Annotated in this window: 16 protein-coding genes; 4 read left to right on the forward strand and 12 right to left on the reverse strand. The window is 68.0% G+C overall.

The genetic code is table 11. From position 1 onward, the window contains the following. The first annotated feature begins 11 nt into the window (after positions 1-11). Entirely contained in the window at positions 12-647 is a 636-nt protein-coding gene (locus LX13_RS16960; RefSeq protein ID WP_253662458.1) for a dTMP kinase, read from the forward strand. Positions 648-786: 139 nt separating this feature from the next. On the opposite strand, the gene ahcY is transcribed toward LX13_RS16960, so the two are convergent. From ahcY to LX13_RS17000, 8 genes are all read right to left on the reverse strand, one after another. Continuing rightward, positions 787-2,256 (reverse strand): adenosylhomocysteinase, encoded by a 1,470-nt coding sequence (ahcY, locus tag LX13_RS16965; protein ID WP_253662459.1) that lies wholly within the window; start codon positions 2,254-2,256, stop codon positions 787-789. Between the two features lie 184 nt (positions 2,257-2,440). Continuing rightward, positions 2,441-3,118 carry a TetR family transcriptional regulator gene (locus tag LX13_RS16970; RefSeq protein ID WP_372499928.1) on the reverse strand — a complete coding sequence of 226 codons (678 nt, stop codon included), beginning with the start codon at positions 3,116-3,118 and terminating at the stop codon, positions 2,441-2,443. Positions 3,119-3,127: 9 nt separating this feature from the next. After that, entirely contained in the window at positions 3,128-3,310 is a 183-nt protein-coding gene (locus LX13_RS16975; RefSeq protein ID WP_253662809.1) for a rubredoxin, read from the reverse strand. A 56-nt stretch (positions 3,311-3,366) separates the two neighbouring features. Then, on the reverse strand, positions 3,367-3,528 hold the full coding sequence (locus LX13_RS16980) for a rubredoxin (protein WP_253662460.1): 162 nt from the start codon (positions 3,526-3,528) through the stop codon (positions 3,367-3,369). Next, a complete protein-coding gene (locus LX13_RS16985; protein ID WP_253662461.1) occupies positions 3,525-4,778 on the reverse strand; it encodes an alkane 1-monooxygenase in 1,254 nt (417 codons plus the stop codon). Before LX13_RS16985 ends, LX13_RS16980 begins: the two co-directional genes overlap by 4 nt. Positions 4,779-4,972: 194 nt before the next feature. Continuing rightward, entirely contained in the window at positions 4,973-6,532 is a 1,560-nt protein-coding gene (locus LX13_RS16990; RefSeq protein WP_253662462.1) for an APC family permease, read from the reverse strand. Between the two features lie 107 nt (positions 6,533-6,639). Then, positions 6,640-7,554 (reverse strand): cation diffusion facilitator family transporter, encoded by a 915-nt coding sequence (locus tag LX13_RS16995; RefSeq protein WP_253662463.1) that lies wholly within the window; start codon positions 7,552-7,554, stop codon positions 6,640-6,642. Between the two features lie 119 nt (positions 7,555-7,673). Then, entirely contained in the window at positions 7,674-8,486 is an 813-nt protein-coding gene (locus tag LX13_RS17000; RefSeq protein WP_253662464.1) for an ESX secretion-associated protein EspG, read from the reverse strand. A 443-nt stretch (positions 8,487-8,929) separates the two neighbouring features. Between LX13_RS17000 and LX13_RS17005 the strand changes: the two genes are divergently transcribed. Continuing rightward, positions 8,930-10,408, forward strand: a complete 1,479-nt coding sequence (locus LX13_RS17005) for a MinD/ParA family ATP-binding protein (RefSeq protein ID WP_253662810.1) — start codon at positions 8,930-8,932, stop codon at positions 10,406-10,408. Here the strand turns inward: LX13_RS17005 and LX13_RS17010 are convergent. Beyond that, on the reverse strand, positions 10,402-11,094 hold the full coding sequence (locus LX13_RS17010) for a DedA family protein (RefSeq protein ID WP_253662465.1): 693 nt from the start codon (positions 11,092-11,094) through the stop codon (positions 10,402-10,404). The genes LX13_RS17005 and LX13_RS17010 overlap by 7 nt on opposite strands. A gap of 153 nt (positions 11,095-11,247) precedes the next feature. Here LX13_RS17010 and LX13_RS17015 point away from each other — a divergent pair, with 153 nt between their 5' ends. Then, positions 11,248-12,342 carry an alpha/beta fold hydrolase gene (locus tag LX13_RS17015; protein ID WP_372499929.1) on the forward strand — a complete coding sequence of 365 codons (1,095 nt, stop codon included), beginning with the start codon at positions 11,248-11,250 and terminating at the stop codon, positions 12,340-12,342. Between the two features lie 49 nt (positions 12,343-12,391). After that, on the forward strand, positions 12,392-12,919 hold the full coding sequence (locus LX13_RS17020; protein ID WP_253662467.1) for a TM2 domain-containing protein: 528 nt from the start codon (positions 12,392-12,394) through the stop codon (positions 12,917-12,919). 2 nt (positions 12,920-12,921) lie between these two features. Here the strand turns inward: LX13_RS17020 and truA are convergent, their stop codons facing one another. Genes truA through LX13_RS17035 form a run of 3 tightly spaced genes read right to left on the reverse strand, consistent with a single transcriptional unit; the run spans position 12,922 to position 15,615 of the window. Then, positions 12,922-13,857, reverse strand: a complete 936-nt coding sequence (gene truA, locus LX13_RS17025; RefSeq protein ID WP_253662468.1) for a tRNA pseudouridine(38-40) synthase TruA — start codon at positions 13,855-13,857, stop codon at positions 12,922-12,924. Positions 13,858-13,875: 18 nt separating this feature from the next. Further along, positions 13,876-14,508: a 50S ribosomal protein L17 gene (gene rplQ, locus LX13_RS17030; protein ID WP_253662469.1), complete on the reverse strand. Its 633-nt coding sequence runs from the start codon at positions 14,506-14,508 to the stop codon at positions 13,876-13,878. Positions 14,509-14,559: 51 nt separating this feature from the next. Next, positions 14,560-15,615, reverse strand: a complete 1,056-nt coding sequence (locus tag LX13_RS17035) for a DNA-directed RNA polymerase subunit alpha (RefSeq protein ID WP_188489440.1) — start codon at positions 15,613-15,615, stop codon at positions 14,560-14,562. Between the last annotated feature and the right edge of the window lie 37 nt (positions 15,616-15,652).

Raw genomic sequence — 15,652 nt, forward strand, 5'->3', positions numbered from 1 at the left:
GTCTCTGCGGTGTGGGAGTTCTGATCGCGGTGGAGGGAATCGACGGCGCCGGCAAGCGCACGCTCGTCGACGGCCTGACCAGCAGGTGGCGAGACGCCGGACGTCGCGTGACGACGATGGCCTTCCCCCGGTACGGCGAATCGGTCCACGCCGACATCGCCGCCGAGGCGCTGCACGGTTCGCACGGCGATCTGCGATCGAGCGCGTACGCGATGGCGATGCTGTTCGCGCTCGATCGCGCAGGTGCGGCGGCCGACATCCGGGCGGCTCTGGCCGGCTCGGACGTGGTGCTGCTCGACCGCTACGTCGCGTCGAACGCCGCCTACACCGCCGCACGCTGCGGTGAGGACGCCACCGGCGAGGCCGTGGAGTGGGTGGCCGAACTGGAGTTCCATCGCTTCGCCCTGCCGGTGCCCGATCACCACCTGCTCATCGACGTGCCCGCCGAGGTCGCGATGGGACGGGCGGCCGCGCGCGGCGACGCCGACACGACGCGGGGCCGCGACCTCTACGAACGCGACAACACTCTGCAGCACGACGTCGACGCGGTGTATCGCCAGCTGGCGCAGAACAACTGGCTGTCGCCGTGGTGGGTCCTCGACGCGAATCTCGCCCCGTCGCTCGCCGACGACCTCCTCACCGCCTGAAACCGGCGCTCCCACACCTTCCCGCGACACAAAACCGCTCCCGCGACTGAGATTTCAGTCGCGGGAGCGGATTGTTGTCGCGTGAGCGGTCGGTCAGACCGCCGCTACCGAGAGATCAGTAGCGCGTCGGCGGGCCGACTCAGTAGCGGTAGTGATCGGGCTTGTACGGGCCCTCGACGTCGACGTTGATGTACTCGGCCTGCTCCTTGGTGAGCTTGGTGAGCACACCACCGAGTGCCTCGACGTGGATCTTGGCGACCTTCTCGTCGAGGTGCTTCGGGAGGCGGTAGACCTCGTTGTCGTACTCGTCGTTCTTGGTCCAGACCTCGATCTGCGCGATGACCTGGTTCGAGAAGCTGTTGCTCATCACGAACGACGGGTGGCCGGTGGCGTTGCCCAGGTTCAGCAGACGCCCCTCGCTCAGCACGATGATCGACTTGCCGCTGTCGAAGATCCACTGGTCGACCTGCGGCTTGACGACGACGCGCTTGGCACCGGAGTTCTCCAGGCCGGCCATGTCGATCTCGTTGTCGAAGTGACCGATGTTGCCCAGGATCGCCTTGTCCTTCATCTGGCGCATGTGATCGAGGGTGATGATGCCCAGGTTGCCGGTCGAGGTGATCACGATGTCGGCCTTGCCGATCGCGTCCTCGACGGTGACGACGTCGTAGCCGTCCATGAGCGCCTGCAGCGCGTTGATCGGGTCGATCTCGGTGACCTGGACGCGGGCGCCCTGGCCGGCGAGCGACTCGGCGCAGCCCTTGCCCACGTCGCCATAGCCGGCGAGGAGGACCTTCTTGCCGCCGATGAGGACGTCGGTGGCGCGGTTGATGCCGTCGATCAGCGAGTGGCGGGTGCCGTACTTGTTGTCGAACTTGCTCTTGGTGACCGAGTCGTTGACGTTGATGGCCGGGAAGGTCAGCTCGCCGGCGGCGGCGAACTGGTACAGGCGCAGCACGCCGGTGGTGGTCTCCTCGGTGACACCCTTGACCGACTCGGCGATCGTCGACCACTTGGTCTTGTCGGTCTCGAAGCGCTCACGCAGCTGGTTGAGGAAGATCGTGTACTCGGCCGAGTCGTTGTCCTCGACCGGCGGGACGACGCCCGCCTTCTCGAACTGCGCGCCGCGCAGCACCATCATGGTGGCGTCGCCACCGTCGTCGAGGATCATGTTGGCGGGCTCGCCCGGCCAGGTCAGCATCTGCTCGGCGCACCACCAGTACTCCTCCAGGCTCTCGCCCTTCCATGCGAAGACCGGGATGCCCTTGGGCTCCTCGGGGGTTCCGTACGGGCCGACGACGATGGCCGCGGCGGCGTGATCCTGGGTGGAGAAGATGTTGCACGAGGCCCAACGGACCTCGGCGCCCAGCGAGACGAGGGTCTCGATCAGGACGGCGGTCTGGGTGGTCATGTGCAGCGAACCGGAGATGCGGGCACCCTTCAGCGGGGCCACATCTGCGTACTCACGACGCAGCTCCATCAGTCCGGGCATCTCCGCCTCGGCCAGGTCGATCTCCAGCCGGCCATAGGCGGCGAGAGAGAGGTCTGCGACCTTGAAGTCGATCCCGCCGAGGTTGTCCGCGCTGAGGGCTGTCTGAACCGATGTCATGTAGTACTCCTGGTTGGCGACCGGAACCGGATGATCGGGACCGATGTATCGCACTACAGGCTAACGAACAGACCGCTCAACCGCGAAAACAGACTCTGACGGGACCGTGACGTCTGGGCCATGTCGCATCGCGGAACCGTCCAGGTTGTGACCGTCCCCAGCGGGACCGGACGATCACGTCGGTTCACCGGTGCGCGGCACCCGCGGCGGAGGTCAACACCGGGGCGAAGATCTCGGCGAGGTCGTCGGCGACATCACGATCCCCCTCGGGGGGCATGGCGATGTAACTGAGCGCCATCCGGGAGATGGCCCGGCCGACGCGGTGGGCGTCGGTGGGGTCGACCCCCAGCCAGCTCTGTTGCAGCATGGCCGACAGCTGGTCGCTGGCCCGGGTGATCAGGGGCGAGGCGTCGGTCGTGATCAGCCGCAGCAGATCGGGTTTGGCCTCGCCGCGCAGCAACGACTGCACCAGCGGGTCCGACGCGGAGATCACGAAGAAGTTCGAGAATCCCTCGCGCAGCGCGTTCCGCACCTCGCCGACGTTGCGGTGGACAGCGTCGGTGACCACGGTGCAGAACTCGTCGGTCAGACGGGTCGCGTAGGCCTGCGCCAGGCCCAGCCGGGAACCGAACTCGTTGTAGACGGTCTGCCTGCTCACGCCGGCCGCGGCCGCGACATCGGTCATGGTGACCGTCGACCAGTCGCCGTTGCGGAGCAGGCCACGCATGCCGTCGAGGAGCGAGGCGCGCAGCAGTGCCTTGGTCGCCTGCTGATACCCCACCGGCTTCGCCGGCACCACGTCGGTCACCGGGCCCAGGTTACCGATCCCGGCGAGGTACGGCCCGGCGGTGACGGCGCTCATCGCGACCATCTACCCGCGCGCGATCTCGACCATCTCGAAGTCGGCCTTCGCCGCCCCGCAGTCCGGGCAACTCCAGTCGTCGGGGATGTCGTCCCAGCGGGTGCCCGGGACGATGCCGTCCTCGGGCCACCCCTTCTCCTCGTCGTACTCGAAGCCGCACTGCACGCAGATGAAGAGCTTGTAGTCCATGATCTGTTCCCTGTGGTCGAAGGTGTCGTGGTGGGAGAAAACGCCTGTGCCCGAACAGATCAGGCGGGTTCGAAGTCCATCTTCTCGCGGACCCCGCAGTCGGGGCAGGGCCAGTCGTCGGGGATGTCGGTGAACGCCGTACCCGCCGCGAAGCCCTCCCGGGGCGCCCCGGCCGACTCGTCGTAGACGTAATCGCACACGGGGCATCGGTAGGCGCTCACGAGGTGGCTCCGGACTCCCCCACGGACGCGGCCAGCGCGCCGATCCGGGCCCGCGCCTTGGCTTCTCTGCCGGGTTGGATGTTGATGCGGTCGGCGTCGCCGGCGTAGTGCTCGACGACCCGGTGGTCCATCACCGCACGCCACAGCGGCGGGAAGTACGCGAGACCGATCATGCTGGCGTAGCCGCTCGGCAGGCTCGGCGCCTCGTCGAAGCTGCGCAGCGTCTGGTACCGCCGGGTGGGGTTCGCGTGATGGTCGCTGTGCCGCTGCAGGTGGTACAGGAAGATGTTGGTGACGATGTGGTCGGAGTTCCAGCTGTGCTTGGGCGCGCAGCGCTCGTAGCGACCCGACTCGGTCTTCTGCCGCAGCAGTCCGTAGTGCTCGAGGTAGTTGACCGTCTCGAGCAGGGTGAATCCGTAGATCGCCTGGATGACCAGGAACGGGAGGACGCCCCATCCGAAGATCCCGGTCAGCACCGCGAACAGCACGACACTCATCGCCCACGCGTTGAGGACGTCGTTGCTCGGGTGCCACACCGGCCGTTCGAGGCGCTGCATCCGGGTCTTCTCCAGACCCCACGCCGACCGCAGACTGCCGATCACGCTGCGCGGCCAGAACCGCCAGAAGCTCTCCCCGAAACGCGAACTCGCCGGATCCTCGGGGGTCGCGACGCGGACGTGGTGGCCGCGGTTGTGCTCGATGAAGAAGTGGCCGTAGAACGTCTGGGCCAGCGTGATCTTCGACAGCCACCGCTCCAGCGAGGCCTTCTTGTGCCCCATCTCGTGCGCGGTGTTGATGCCGACGCCACCCATCACCCCGACCGAGATGGCCAGACCGATCTTCGACACCAACCCGAGGCCCCCGTCGATGCCGATCCAGCTGAGGTTGTCCGCCGTCCACAGGTAGCAGGCCAGGATGAGCGTCGCGATCTGGAACGGGATGTAGGCGTAGGTGCAGTAGCGGTAGTACTTGTCGTTCTCCAACGCCTCCATCACCTCGTCCGGTGGGTTCTGACCGTCCGGGCCGAAGAAGATGTCGAGAAGCGGCAGCAACACGTAGACCAGGATCGGGCCGATCCACCAGAACACCGGCGTCACGACGTCCGCCCCGAGTGCGTTCAGGCCGGCCACGAGGCCGAGCGCCAGGAACACCGCGGTCGGCGGCACCAGTCCGAACAGCCACATGTAGCGCTTGCGGTCCCGCCATTCACTGATGGGAGCGGGTGATCGTTCCTGGGTCTCACTGCTCATGCTCGTACGCCTCCTTGTGCCGTGCATCACTTCTCATCTTGACAATAGATGACGCTACGTCGATTGGCTATACAAACAATCAAATTTGTAAATCAACAGGCGATGTCGACATTCGGCGGCCCACCCACAGATACGACGACACCCCGCCGATCGGGTGATCGACGGGGTGCCGGGACAGTGGGGCGCCTCGGGGGTCAGGTCTGGGAGCCCACCGGGTGGGTCGCCTTGCCGTCGACCGAATCGACCTCGCCGCGTTCGCGCCTGCCGACCATCGAGTGCCGTCGGCTGTAGGCGAAGTAGAACGCCACGCCGATCGCCATCCAGACGACGAAGCGGATCCACGTCAGGGCGGACAGGTTCAGCATCAGCCAGACGCAGGACACGATCGCGAGGATCGGGATGACCGGCATCCACGGGACGGTGAACCCGCGCTTGAGATCAGGGCGCTTGCGACGCAGGACGATGACACCGGCGGCCACGACGACGAACGCGAACAGCGTGCCGACGTTGACCATCTCCTCGAGCTTGTCGATGGGGAAGAACCCGGCGACCACCGCGACCACGACGCCGACCAGGATCTGGATGCGGGCAGGCGTGCCCCGGGCGCTGGTCTTGCCGAGTCCGCGGGGCAGCAGTCCGTCGCGGCTCATGGCGAACAGCACGCGGGCCTGGCCGAGCATCAGCACCATCACCACCGTGGTGAGTCCGGCGAGCGCGCCGATGGAGATCGCCTTCTCGGCCCAGGTGATGCCGTTCAGCCCGAACGCGTAGGCGAGGTTCTTGGGTTCGCCGTTGCCCGCCGAAGTCGCGAGTTCCTTGTAGTTGACCATGCCGGTGACGACGATGGTGACGAGCACGTAGAGGACGGTCACGATCGCCAGCGAGGTCAGGATGCCGCGCGGCACATCGCGTTTGGGGTTCTTCGTCTCCTCCGCGGTGGTCGCGACGACGTCGAAACCGATGAACGCGAAGAACACGATCGATGCGGCCGCGAGGAGTCCGTACCAGCCGTAGTTCGAGTCGCCGCCGCCGGTGATGAGCGAGAACAGCGTGGACTCGACGGACTTGCCACCGCTCTCCGACGGCTCGGATTCGGGGATGAAGTTCGAGTAGTTCGAGGTCTTGACGTAGAAGAACCCGACGATGATGACCAGCAGGACCACCGCCACCTTCACGGCGGTGATGACCGCGCTGACCCGGGACGACAGCTTGGTCCCCAGCACCAGCAGCGACGTGATGGCCGCGACGATGACCAGTGCACCCCAGTCGACGTCGAGTCCGCCGACCTCGGCGGTGCCGCCGGAGAACCCGAACACCGTGCCGAGATAGCTCGACCACCCCTTGGAGACCACCGCGGCGCCGACCGCGAACTCGAGGACGAGGTCCCAGCCCAGGATCCAGGCGAGGAACTCACCGAAGGTCGCGTAGCCGAAGGTGTACGCCGAACCGGCGACCGGAACGGTCGAGGCGAACTCCGCGTAACAGAGGGCCGCGAGCCCACAGGCGATGGCCGCCATGATGAACGAGATCGAGATGGCCGGGCCCGCGAGATTGCCTGCGGTGGAGGCGGTGATGGTGAAGATGCCCGCGCCGATGACCACGGACACACCGAAGACGGTGAGGTCGATCCAGGTGAGGCTCTTCTTGAGCTGCGAACCGGGCTCGTCGGTGTCGGCCATCGACTGCTCCACCGACTTGGTGCGGGTGAGCGAGTGCCGTATCGAGCGCTGCGGCGCGGGGTCAGATCGCGTCATTGCGAACTCCTGACGGTCGGGACGTGACGCACCCGGTCGGGATCTCGGCCGGATGGATGTCGGATTTCTCGGTGTTGCTCACCTTGCCATGCCGACGGTGGCGGGTGTCACATTCCCCGGTCTATGTCGGGCTCGAGGTAGATGACCCGCGCGATCGGCAGGGTCTCGCGGATCTTCGCCTCCGCCGAGTTGATGGTGTCGGCGATCTGTAGCGCACTGGCGCCGGCGGGGGTGGCGAACTTCGCGGCGACGAGCAGTTCGTCGGGCCCGAGGTACTGCGTCTTCATGTGGATGACGCGGTCGATGCCGGGTTCGGACCCCAGGGCGGTCATCAAGGTCTTCTCGTCGGAGGCGGTGGCGCCCTCACCGATGAGAAGACTGTGCATCTCGACGATGAGGATGACGGCGATGACGCCGAGCAGGATCCCGATCGCGAGGGTGCCGATGCCGTCCCACACCGCGTCGCCGGTGATGGTCGCGAGTCCGACGCCGCCGAGAGCGAATGCGAGTCCGATCAACGCGCCGGTGTCCTCGAGGAGCACCACCGGCAGTTCGGGGTTGCGTGAGTTGCGGATGAACCGCCACCAGGACGCGCTGCCCTTGAGTGGACGCGACTCGCGGTAGGCGGTGGAGAAGCTGTAGCCCTCGAGGCAGATGGCCAGGAGAAGGATGACGACGGCGACGATCGGCGACTCGAGTTCGTGCGGATGCACGATCTTCTCGTACCCCTCGTAGATCGCGAACAGCGATCCGAGCGTGAACAGCACCAGCGCCACGACGAAGGAATAGAAGTAGCGGCTGCGGCCGTAACCGAAGGGGTGCAACCGGTTTGCCGACTTGGCGGCCTCCCGTTGCCCGAGGAGCAGGAGGCCCTGATTCGAGGTGTCGGCCACCGAGTGGACGGCCTCGGCGAGCATCGACGACGATCCCGTGATCGCGAACCCGACGAACTTCGCCGCGGCGATCCCCGCGTTGGCCGCGAGCGCCGCGATGATCGCCTTCTTCGAGCCCTCGGCCGACATGGGGTCCTTCCGTCACCGGTGAGATGTACCGGTGAACCCTAACGCCCGTGGCGGTGGATGTCGGTGCAATGCGCGCGATCCGGACATGGGCGCGATCCGGTCAGCGGGCTCGTGCGGCGTCAGGGCATCCAGCCCGGCCCGCGCATGGTCTCCAGGAGCTGGTTCACCGCGTGTCCCATCCGGTCCCCCGAACCGGGTGCGATCGTCGTCCACATCCGGCCGTCGCGGGCGATGCTGGGTTCGGCGATGATCCGGCCGTGGTCGGTGTCGTAGACCGACACCGTTCCCGACGACTCGGTGCGGACGCCATCGACGGTCGAGGTGGCGACCAGGTCTCCACGCACGCGGCAGGTCTCGAACGCCAGCGACATGGTGTGGGCGTCGGCCCGGGTAGCTCCGACCGCACAGAAGCAGGCCGCATAGTCATCGATGCACTCACAGCGGTCGAGTCGGTCGCGGAGCTCGTTGGTGGGCACGCTGAGCCCGGCGAACCGGGCCACCTCGGCGGCGCCGAACACCGACCCGACCACCCGTCCGATGTCGTCGACGTCGACGATCCGCGGGGCCGACAGCTCGATGGTGTCGCCCGAGCGCACCGCGAAGACGTGGTCGAAACCCCGGCGCGCGAGGCAGGCCCGGTGGATGGCCGTGTCGTCGGTGATGCAGATGTCGATCTGCGCCTCGGGCGTCCCGAGGACCGCCAGGGTCGCCTCGGTCCACGGCGTCGGCCGGGCCAGCTCGTCGACGAGTCCGACGGCGCGCATCTGCTCGAGCGGGGCGTCGCCGACAGTCGGGCCGTCACCGGTCAGTCCGTCGGGCGGGACCAGGTCGAGCACCGAGGGCCATGCCGCGACACCGCCGGCCAGACCCAGCCGGACGAGCGCGTCCGAACTGAGCGACACCTCTGCTGCGCTCGTCGTCCTCACGTTCACCCGTACGACCTCCCCCGGCGGAGCTGCGCGGCCACACCGCGTGCACAGATGGTGCCACAGGCCACCACCGTGGGTGCCGGATGCGAGCGGCTCATGGGCAGATTCACCGTCTCGCGCGGATTCGGTTGTGGACGGAGACGATGCTGTGCACACATCGGGTGTCCATCGTCGGCGAGATTGCCGGTAGTAAACTCGTCCTGCCGGCTGCTCGGGGACTCCCCGGGCCCGGCGGGGGGTCGGGTTCGAGACGCACGGCTTCACCGCGGACGACACATTTGCGCCGGTCACGTCATCGTCAGGGGAATCTTGCAGTGAGTTTCGACAACAACGGCACACCTCCGTGGCTACGAACCGGCGCCGGGGACGAACGTGACGGATCCGCATCCGAGGCCGCCGACACCTCGGCCGCGCAGGACCCCGATCAACGATCGGCCGGGCGTCACATGGACCACGAGACCGCCCCCGACGGGGCAGGCACCCCGGAGTTCGACTCCATCGAGCGCGAAACCTCCACACCACCGCACACCGCTCCCCCGTCCTGGCTGCCGGACGGTCCGCCGCAGCGCGCCGAGGGCCTCGACGACGCGACGCGATGGATCCCGACCGTCGGGTCCGACGCACCGCCGCCGACACCGCCCTTCGACCGGCCCGGCCCGGCCGATCCGCCCCCCTACTCCTCGTCACCCCAGTACGACCAGCCCTCGTACCCGCAGAACCCGCAGTACGGTCAGCCGCCGTTCCCGCCCCAGTTCGAGCAGCACCGTCCCCCGTTCGACCCCGGCCCCGGTCAGCACGAGCCCCAGTTCGCGCCCGGCCCGCCACCCGGGCAGGGCGCCCCGTGGCACAACGGACCGCAGGGGCAGAACGGGCAGCAGGGTCCCGGCCCCGAGGCCCCGCAGCACCAGCCGCCGATCAACCCCGCGTCGGATCCGTTCGGACGTCCCCCGGGTTCATCGGCGCCGGCGGAGAACCGGCCGGGACGATCGTCGATCGACGAGGTCGCGTTGCTGCGCAAAGCCCGTCGCGCCCCGGGCAGCGGGTGGCGTCGCGCCGTGCACCGGATCTCGGCGGGCGCGATCAACCCCGGTGACTCCCCCGACGACCTCTACTACCAACAGCTCGTCGAACGCGTGAACCGGCCGGTCCGCGGCGACTACCGGATCGCCGTCCTCTCGCTCAAGGGTGGCGTCGGCAAGACGACCACCACGGTCGGCCTCGGATCGATCTACTCCTCGCTGCGCGGGGACCGGGTCATCGCGGTCGACGCGAACCCCGACCTCGGCACGCTGGCCCAGCGGATCCCGCAGCAGACACGGTCCACCGTTCGCGATCTGCTCGCCGACACCTCGATCTACCGGTACTCCGACGTCCGGGCCCACACATCGCAGAGTCCGAGCCGCCTGGAAGTCCTTGCCTCCGAACGGGATCCGGCCGTCGCCGAGGCCTTCAGCGAACAGGACTACCGCGGCGTGATGCGCGTCCTGCAGCGGTTCTACAACATCATCCTCACCGACTGCGGCACCGGACTGAGCCACTCGGCGATGAACGGTGTCCTCGACCTGGCCAACGCGTTGATCCTGGTCAGCTCACCGGCGATCGACGGCGCACGCAGCGCGGGCGCGACGTTGGACTGGCTGCAGGCACACGGCTACGGCCACCTCGTCAGCCGCGCGGTCGTGGTCCTGAGCTCGTCGCGATCGGGCGCGTCGACCATCGACACCAAGCAGCTCAGTCAGCACTTCCTGACCCGGTGCCGCGCGGTGCAGATGATCCCGTTCGACGATCACCTCGCCGAGGGCGCCGAGATGGACCTCGAGCTGCTGGGCAAGGGCACCCATCGGGCGCTGGTCGAGTTGGCCGCGACCGTCGCCGACGACTTCTCCTCGACCAACCTGCGTCGGACGGATCCGTTCTATCAGTGACCGCGGGCGGTGACCGGCCGCTCGTCGGCCTCGGTCGCCGCCACGTCCGGCATGACGTCGTCGGGCGCCTCGGCGCGGTTCGCCCGGCGACGCGCGAGTCCGCGGCGGATGAGGTGGACGGTGATGGGCACGATCACCGTGGCCGCCGACGCCATGATCATCAGGTCGATGTTCTCGGCGATGATCGTCACGTCGCCCAGCAGGTAGCCGAGCACGATGATCCCGGCGCCCCAGAAGGTGCTGCCCAGGACGGAGAAGATCGTGAAGTCCCGATGGCGCATCCGGGTGAACCCGGCGAGCAGCGGGACCAGGGTCCGCACGATGCCGATGAAGCGCCCGAAGAACACCGTCAGGGGCCCGTACCGCTCGAAGAACCGGTGGGTCCGGTCGACGGGTTCGGGGCCGATGAACCGCATGACCCGTCCCTGCAGCACCCCGGCCCCCAGCCGGCGTCCGATGAAGTAGCCGCACTGGTCGCCGAGCGCGGCCGACAGCGGTACGAGCACACACGGCAGCCACAGCGGGGCGTACGGATCAGGTTGTGCGGCAAGAATTCCCGCGGTGAAGAGCAGGGAGTCGCCGGGGAAGACGAACCCGACGAGGACACCGGTCTCCAAGAACACCAGCACGCAGAGACCGATCAGTCCGCCCGTTGCCATGAAAGAGCTCACGTCGAACGGGTTCACTGCTCCCACGATACCGAGATCGGCGTCGTCCGCCCGGGCGGTCAGCAGGTTTCACCGTCCCGAGTCCGGGAGTTCATCCCCCGGTCATCCGTACCGATCGGCGCCCGTGGTCAGCGGGTGCGGCCAACCTGGGGTTCACTGGGAGTCGACGCGGTGTCACAGACGAGGCCGCTCCGGAGAGCGAGGAGTGGCCCCGTGGCGAAATCGACGGTGTTGCGCCCTGTCCCGACCTCAGCCCAGTCGGTCGAGTTCAAGACGATCCACGGGTATCGGCGTGCCTACCGCGTGGCCGGCAGCGGACCCGCACTGCTGCTCATCCACGGCATCGGCGACAACTCGTCGACGTGGACCGAGGTCATCGACATGCTCGCCCAGCACTACACGATCATCGCGCCGGACCTGCTCGGACACGGGCTGTCGGACAAGCCCCGTGCAGACTATTCGGTGGCGGCCTACGCCAACGGCATGCGGGACCTGCTGTCGGTGCTGAACATCCGCCGTGTGACGGTCGTCGGCCACTCCCTCGGCGGCGGTGTGGCGATGCAGTTCTGCTACCAGTTCCCCGAGTTCGTCGAACGCCTGGTGCTCGTGGCCGCCGGCGGCGTCACCCGCGATGTGAGCCCGCTGCTGCGACTGCTCGCACTCCCGGGCTTCGACCAGGCCATCGCCGGGCTGCGTCTACCCGGACTCGTCCCGGCGGCCCATCTCGTCGGGCGATGTACCGCGGCGCTCGCCCGCACCTCGCGGATCCGGTCGTTGCCCGCCCCCGCGGCCGTGCGCAGCCAGCTGCACGATGCGGTCGAGGTGATGCGCATCGTCAACGGGCTCATCGACCCCACCGCACACTCGGCGTTCATCCGCACCCTGCGGGCGGTGGTCGACTGGCGGGGTCAGGTGGTCACCATGCTCGACCGCAGCTACCTGACCGAGCGCCTCCCGGTGATGCTGGTGTGGGGTACCGACGACACCGTCATCCCCTACGCCCATGCGCTGCTCGCCCATTCGGCCATGCCGCATTCCACCCTCGCCACCTTCGCCGGCGCCGGGCACTTCCCGTACCACGACGACCCGACCCGCTTCGTGGACCTCGTCGAGCAGTTCGTGACGAGCACGACGCCGATGGTGCACGATCCCCTCGAATGGTCGCGTCTGCTCAGCGCCGGCGCGGCCACCGCCGACCTCACGGGCGACGAGTCGGTGCAGTTGGCGGTGCTCGACGCGATGGCCGAGGAACGCAGCGCCACCTGAGCGACCTCATCGACGCACACGGCCACCGGGGACGTGGGACCATCGACGCATGACCGAGACCCCAGATCCCGCCCCGGACGGCTGGTCGGCGACGCCTCCCTACGGCGCTCCGTCATACGACCCGTCGCAGTACGGCACCCCGCAATACGGCCAACAGGCGTACCCGGGTCAGTCGCTGCCACCCCAGGGGTACCCGACCGCGCCGTACGCGCAGCAGCCCCCGGCACCGGGCTACGGGCAGCCCGGATACTCGGTACCCGGATTCGCCGGTATCGCCGACCCGTGGGCGCCCTTCGGGCGTGACCCGGCGACCGGCACCCCGCTGTCGGACAAGTCCAAGACGAGCGCGGGACTGCTGCAGTTGTTCCTCGGCGGGTTCGGTGCGGGTCGGTTCTACCTGGGCCACAACGGGATCGCGATCGCGCAGCTCATCACGCTGATCCTCGGATGGGTGACGGTGTTCTTCGTCGTCGGGGTGCTCATTTTGCTCGCGCTCGGCATCTGGACCCTGGTCGACGCGATCATGATGTTCTCCGGCGGCGTACGCGACAGCCGCGGGCAGATCCTGCGGCCCTGACGTCAGGACCCGGACGGGTCCGCACCGCAGCAGCCGATCGCCCCGCGGACCTCCCGGGTGGTCTCGCCCCGCTGCGCCCACTGGTCGGCGGGCGGGTAGTCGACCCCGATGAGGGTGAGCCCACAGGCCGGGGCGACGGGGACCGAACTCGACCGACTGCGCTCGGCCAGGAGGCCGGCGCACCACTCGATGCTGCGGCGCCCCTCCCCGACCGCACCGACCGCGCCCACCAGCGAGCGCACCATCGACCAGCAGAACGCATCGGCACTGACGTGCGCGGTGAGGACGCCGTCCGGATCGGCGGACCAGTCGAACCGCTGCAGATCGCGGACGGTGGTCGCTCCCTCGCGACGTTTGCAGAACGCAGCGAAGTCGTGCAGTCCGATCAGGGTGTCCGACGCCGCTCGCATGCGCTCGAGGTCGAGCGGTCGGGTCCAGTGCGCGGTGTCGCGGGCCCGGAGGGGTTCGGCGCCGAACGGCGCGTCGGTGAGTCGGTAGCGGTAGTGCCTGCGCAGGGCCGCGAAGCGAGCGTCGAAGTCCGACGACACCTCCTCGACGGCCTTGACCCGCGCGTCCGGGGGCAGCATCTTCGCCATCCGCCGGACCAGCATGGCCGGATCGCCGGCGATGGAGCGGGTGTCGAGCGAGGCGCGCGTGACATCGCAGTGCGCGACCTGCCCGACGGCGTGGACGCCCGCGTCGGTGCGCCCGGCCACGGTCAGGGTGATCGGCTCGCGCAGGATCGTGGTCAGTACCCGCTCGATCTCGCCGCACACCGTGCGCAGTCCCGGCTGACGGGCCCACCCGGCGAAATCGGTGCCGTCGTAACCGATGTCGAGACGCAGCCGCACGGTGTCCGACGGTGGCGTGGGACCGGCGGCCCCGGAACGACGGAACCCGCCGTCGACAGCGTCAACGGCGGGTTCGTCGGTGTTCATCGTGCGTGAGCGATCAGCTCACTTGTCGTCGGACTTCTCGTCCGACGTGGCGTCCTCGTCGGAGATCTCTGCGGCACTCTCGGCCCAGGACTCCTCGGTGGTGCCCTCGGCGACGGCGTCGGCGTTCTCGACGGCGGCGTCGGGGGCGTCGGCCTGGACCTGCGCGACGACGTTGTTGTCGTCCTGCGCGGCCTCGGCGGCCTCGGCCGGTGCGTCGGACTCCGCAGCAGCGGCCGGGGCCGCCTTCTGCGATGCGGCGACACGGGTGGCGCGGCTGGCCTCCGACGATGCGGTCGACCCGGTCACGAGCTCGATCACGGCCATGGGGGCGTTGTCGCCCTTGCGCGGCAGTGTCTTGACGATGCGGGTGTAGCCACCGTCGCGATCGGCGAACGACGGCCCGATCTCGGCGAACAGCTTGTGGACGATGTCCTTGTCACGGATGTCCTTGAGCACCTCGCGACGGTGAGCCAGATTGCCCGCCTTCGCATGGGTGATCAGCTTCTCCGCGTACGGGCGCAGGCGCTTGGCCTTGGCCTCGGTCGTGGAGATCCGGTCGTGCTCGAAGAGCGCGGTGGCGAGGTTCGCCAGCATCGCCTTCTGGTGCGAGGCCGAACCGCCGAGGCGGCGCCCCTTGGTGGGCTTGGGCATTGATGACTCCTTGAAGAGCTCGCGGCCTCTCGGCCGGGAGAAGATGTGTGGTTAGAGCTGTTCGGTCTCTGCGTAGTCTTCGCCCGCATCCGCATCACCGAAGGCTGCGGGGTCGGACCAGGTGCCGGTGGCGGGGTCGTATCCCGCGACCTGCGACGGATCGAAGCTTGCCGGGCTGTCCTTGAGCGCCAACCCCAGTGCGTGCAGCTTCACCTTCACCTCGTCGATCGACTTCTGACCGAAGTTGCGGATGTCGAGCAGGTCCGACTCGGTGCGGGCAACCAGCTCGCCGACGGTGTGGACACCTTCGCGCTTGAGACAGTTGTACGACCGGACGGTCAGCTCGAGATCCTCGATCGGGAGGCTGAACGAGGCGATGTGATCGGCCTCGGCAGGCGAGGGACCGATCTCGATGCCCTCGGCCTCGACGTTCAACTCACGGGCGAGTCCGAACAGCTCCACCAGGGTCTTGCCGGCCGAGGCCAGCGCGTCCCGTGCGGTGATGGAGTTCTTGGTCTCCACGTCGAGCACCAGACGATCGAAGTCGGTGCGCTGCTCGACACGGGTGGCCTCGACCTTGTAGGTCACCTTGAGGACGGGCGAGTAGATCGAGTCGACCGGGATGCGGCCGATCTCGGCGCCCGACGCCTTGTTCTGCACGGCGGGGACGTATCCGCGACCACGCTCGACGACGAGCTCGACCTCGAGCTTGCCCTTGTCGTTCAGGGTCGCGATGTGCAGATCCGGGTTGTGCACCGTGACGCCGGCGGGCGGCACGATGTCGGCGCCGGTGACGGCACCCGGTCCCTGCTTGCGCACGTACATGGTGACCGGCTCGTCCTCTTCCGAGGAGACGACCAGACCCTTGAGGTTCAGGATGATGTCGGTGACGTCTTCCTTGACTCCCGGCACGGTGGTGAACTCGTGCAGGACTCCGTCGATGCGGATGCTGGTGACCGCCGCGCCCGGGATGGACGACAGCAGCGTGCGCCGCAGCGAGTTACCGAGGGTGTAACCGAATCCCGGCTCGAGGGGTTCGATGACGAACTTCGACCGATCGTCGGCGACGATCTCCTCGGAGAGTGTGGGTCGCTGTGAGATGAGCATGTAAAGGTGTTCCTCCTGTGTGGACGTCCGCTATTTG

The sequence above is a fragment of the Williamsia maris genome (assembly GCF_024171815.1).
Taxonomy (GTDB): Bacteria; Actinomycetota; Actinomycetes; order Mycobacteriales; family Mycobacteriaceae; genus Williamsia_A; species Williamsia_A maris.

What these genes read in the sequence shown, in the direction of transcription:
- LX13_RS17005 (WP_253662810.1), top strand. Translation starts at nt 8,930, where the DNA reads ATGGACCACGAGACCGCCCCCGACGGGGCAGGCACCCCGGAGTTCGAC.
- ahcY (WP_253662459.1), bottom strand. Translation starts at nt 2,256, where the DNA reads ATGACATCGGTTCAGACAGCCCTCAGCGCGGACAACCTCGGCGGGATC.
- rplQ (WP_253662469.1), bottom strand. Translation starts at nt 14,508, where the DNA reads ATGCCCAAGCCCACCAAGGGGCGCCGCCTCGGCGGTTCGGCCTCGCAC.
- LX13_RS17035 (WP_188489440.1), bottom strand. Translation starts at nt 15,615, where the DNA reads ATGCTCATCTCACAGCGACCCACACTCTCCGAGGAGATCGTCGCCGAC.
- LX13_RS16995 (WP_253662463.1), bottom strand. Translation starts at nt 7,554, where the DNA reads ATGTCGGCCGAGGGCTCGAAGAAGGCGATCATCGCGGCGCTCGCGGCC.
- LX13_RS16970 (WP_372499928.1), bottom strand. Translation starts at nt 3,118, where the DNA reads ATGAGCGCCGTCACCGCCGGGCCGTACCTCGCCGGGATCGGTAACCTG.
- LX13_RS17020 (WP_253662467.1), top strand. Translation starts at nt 12,392, where the DNA reads ATGACCGAGACCCCAGATCCCGCCCCGGACGGCTGGTCGGCGACGCCT.
- LX13_RS16990 (WP_253662462.1), bottom strand. Translation starts at nt 6,532, where the DNA reads ATGACGCGATCTGACCCCGCGCCGCAGCGCTCGATACGGCACTCGCTC.
- truA (WP_253662468.1), bottom strand. Translation starts at nt 13,857, where the DNA reads ATGAACACCGACGAACCCGCCGTTGACGCTGTCGACGGCGGGTTCCGT.
- LX13_RS16985 (WP_253662461.1), bottom strand. Translation starts at nt 4,778, where the DNA reads ATGAGCAGTGAGACCCAGGAACGATCACCCGCTCCCATCAGTGAATGG.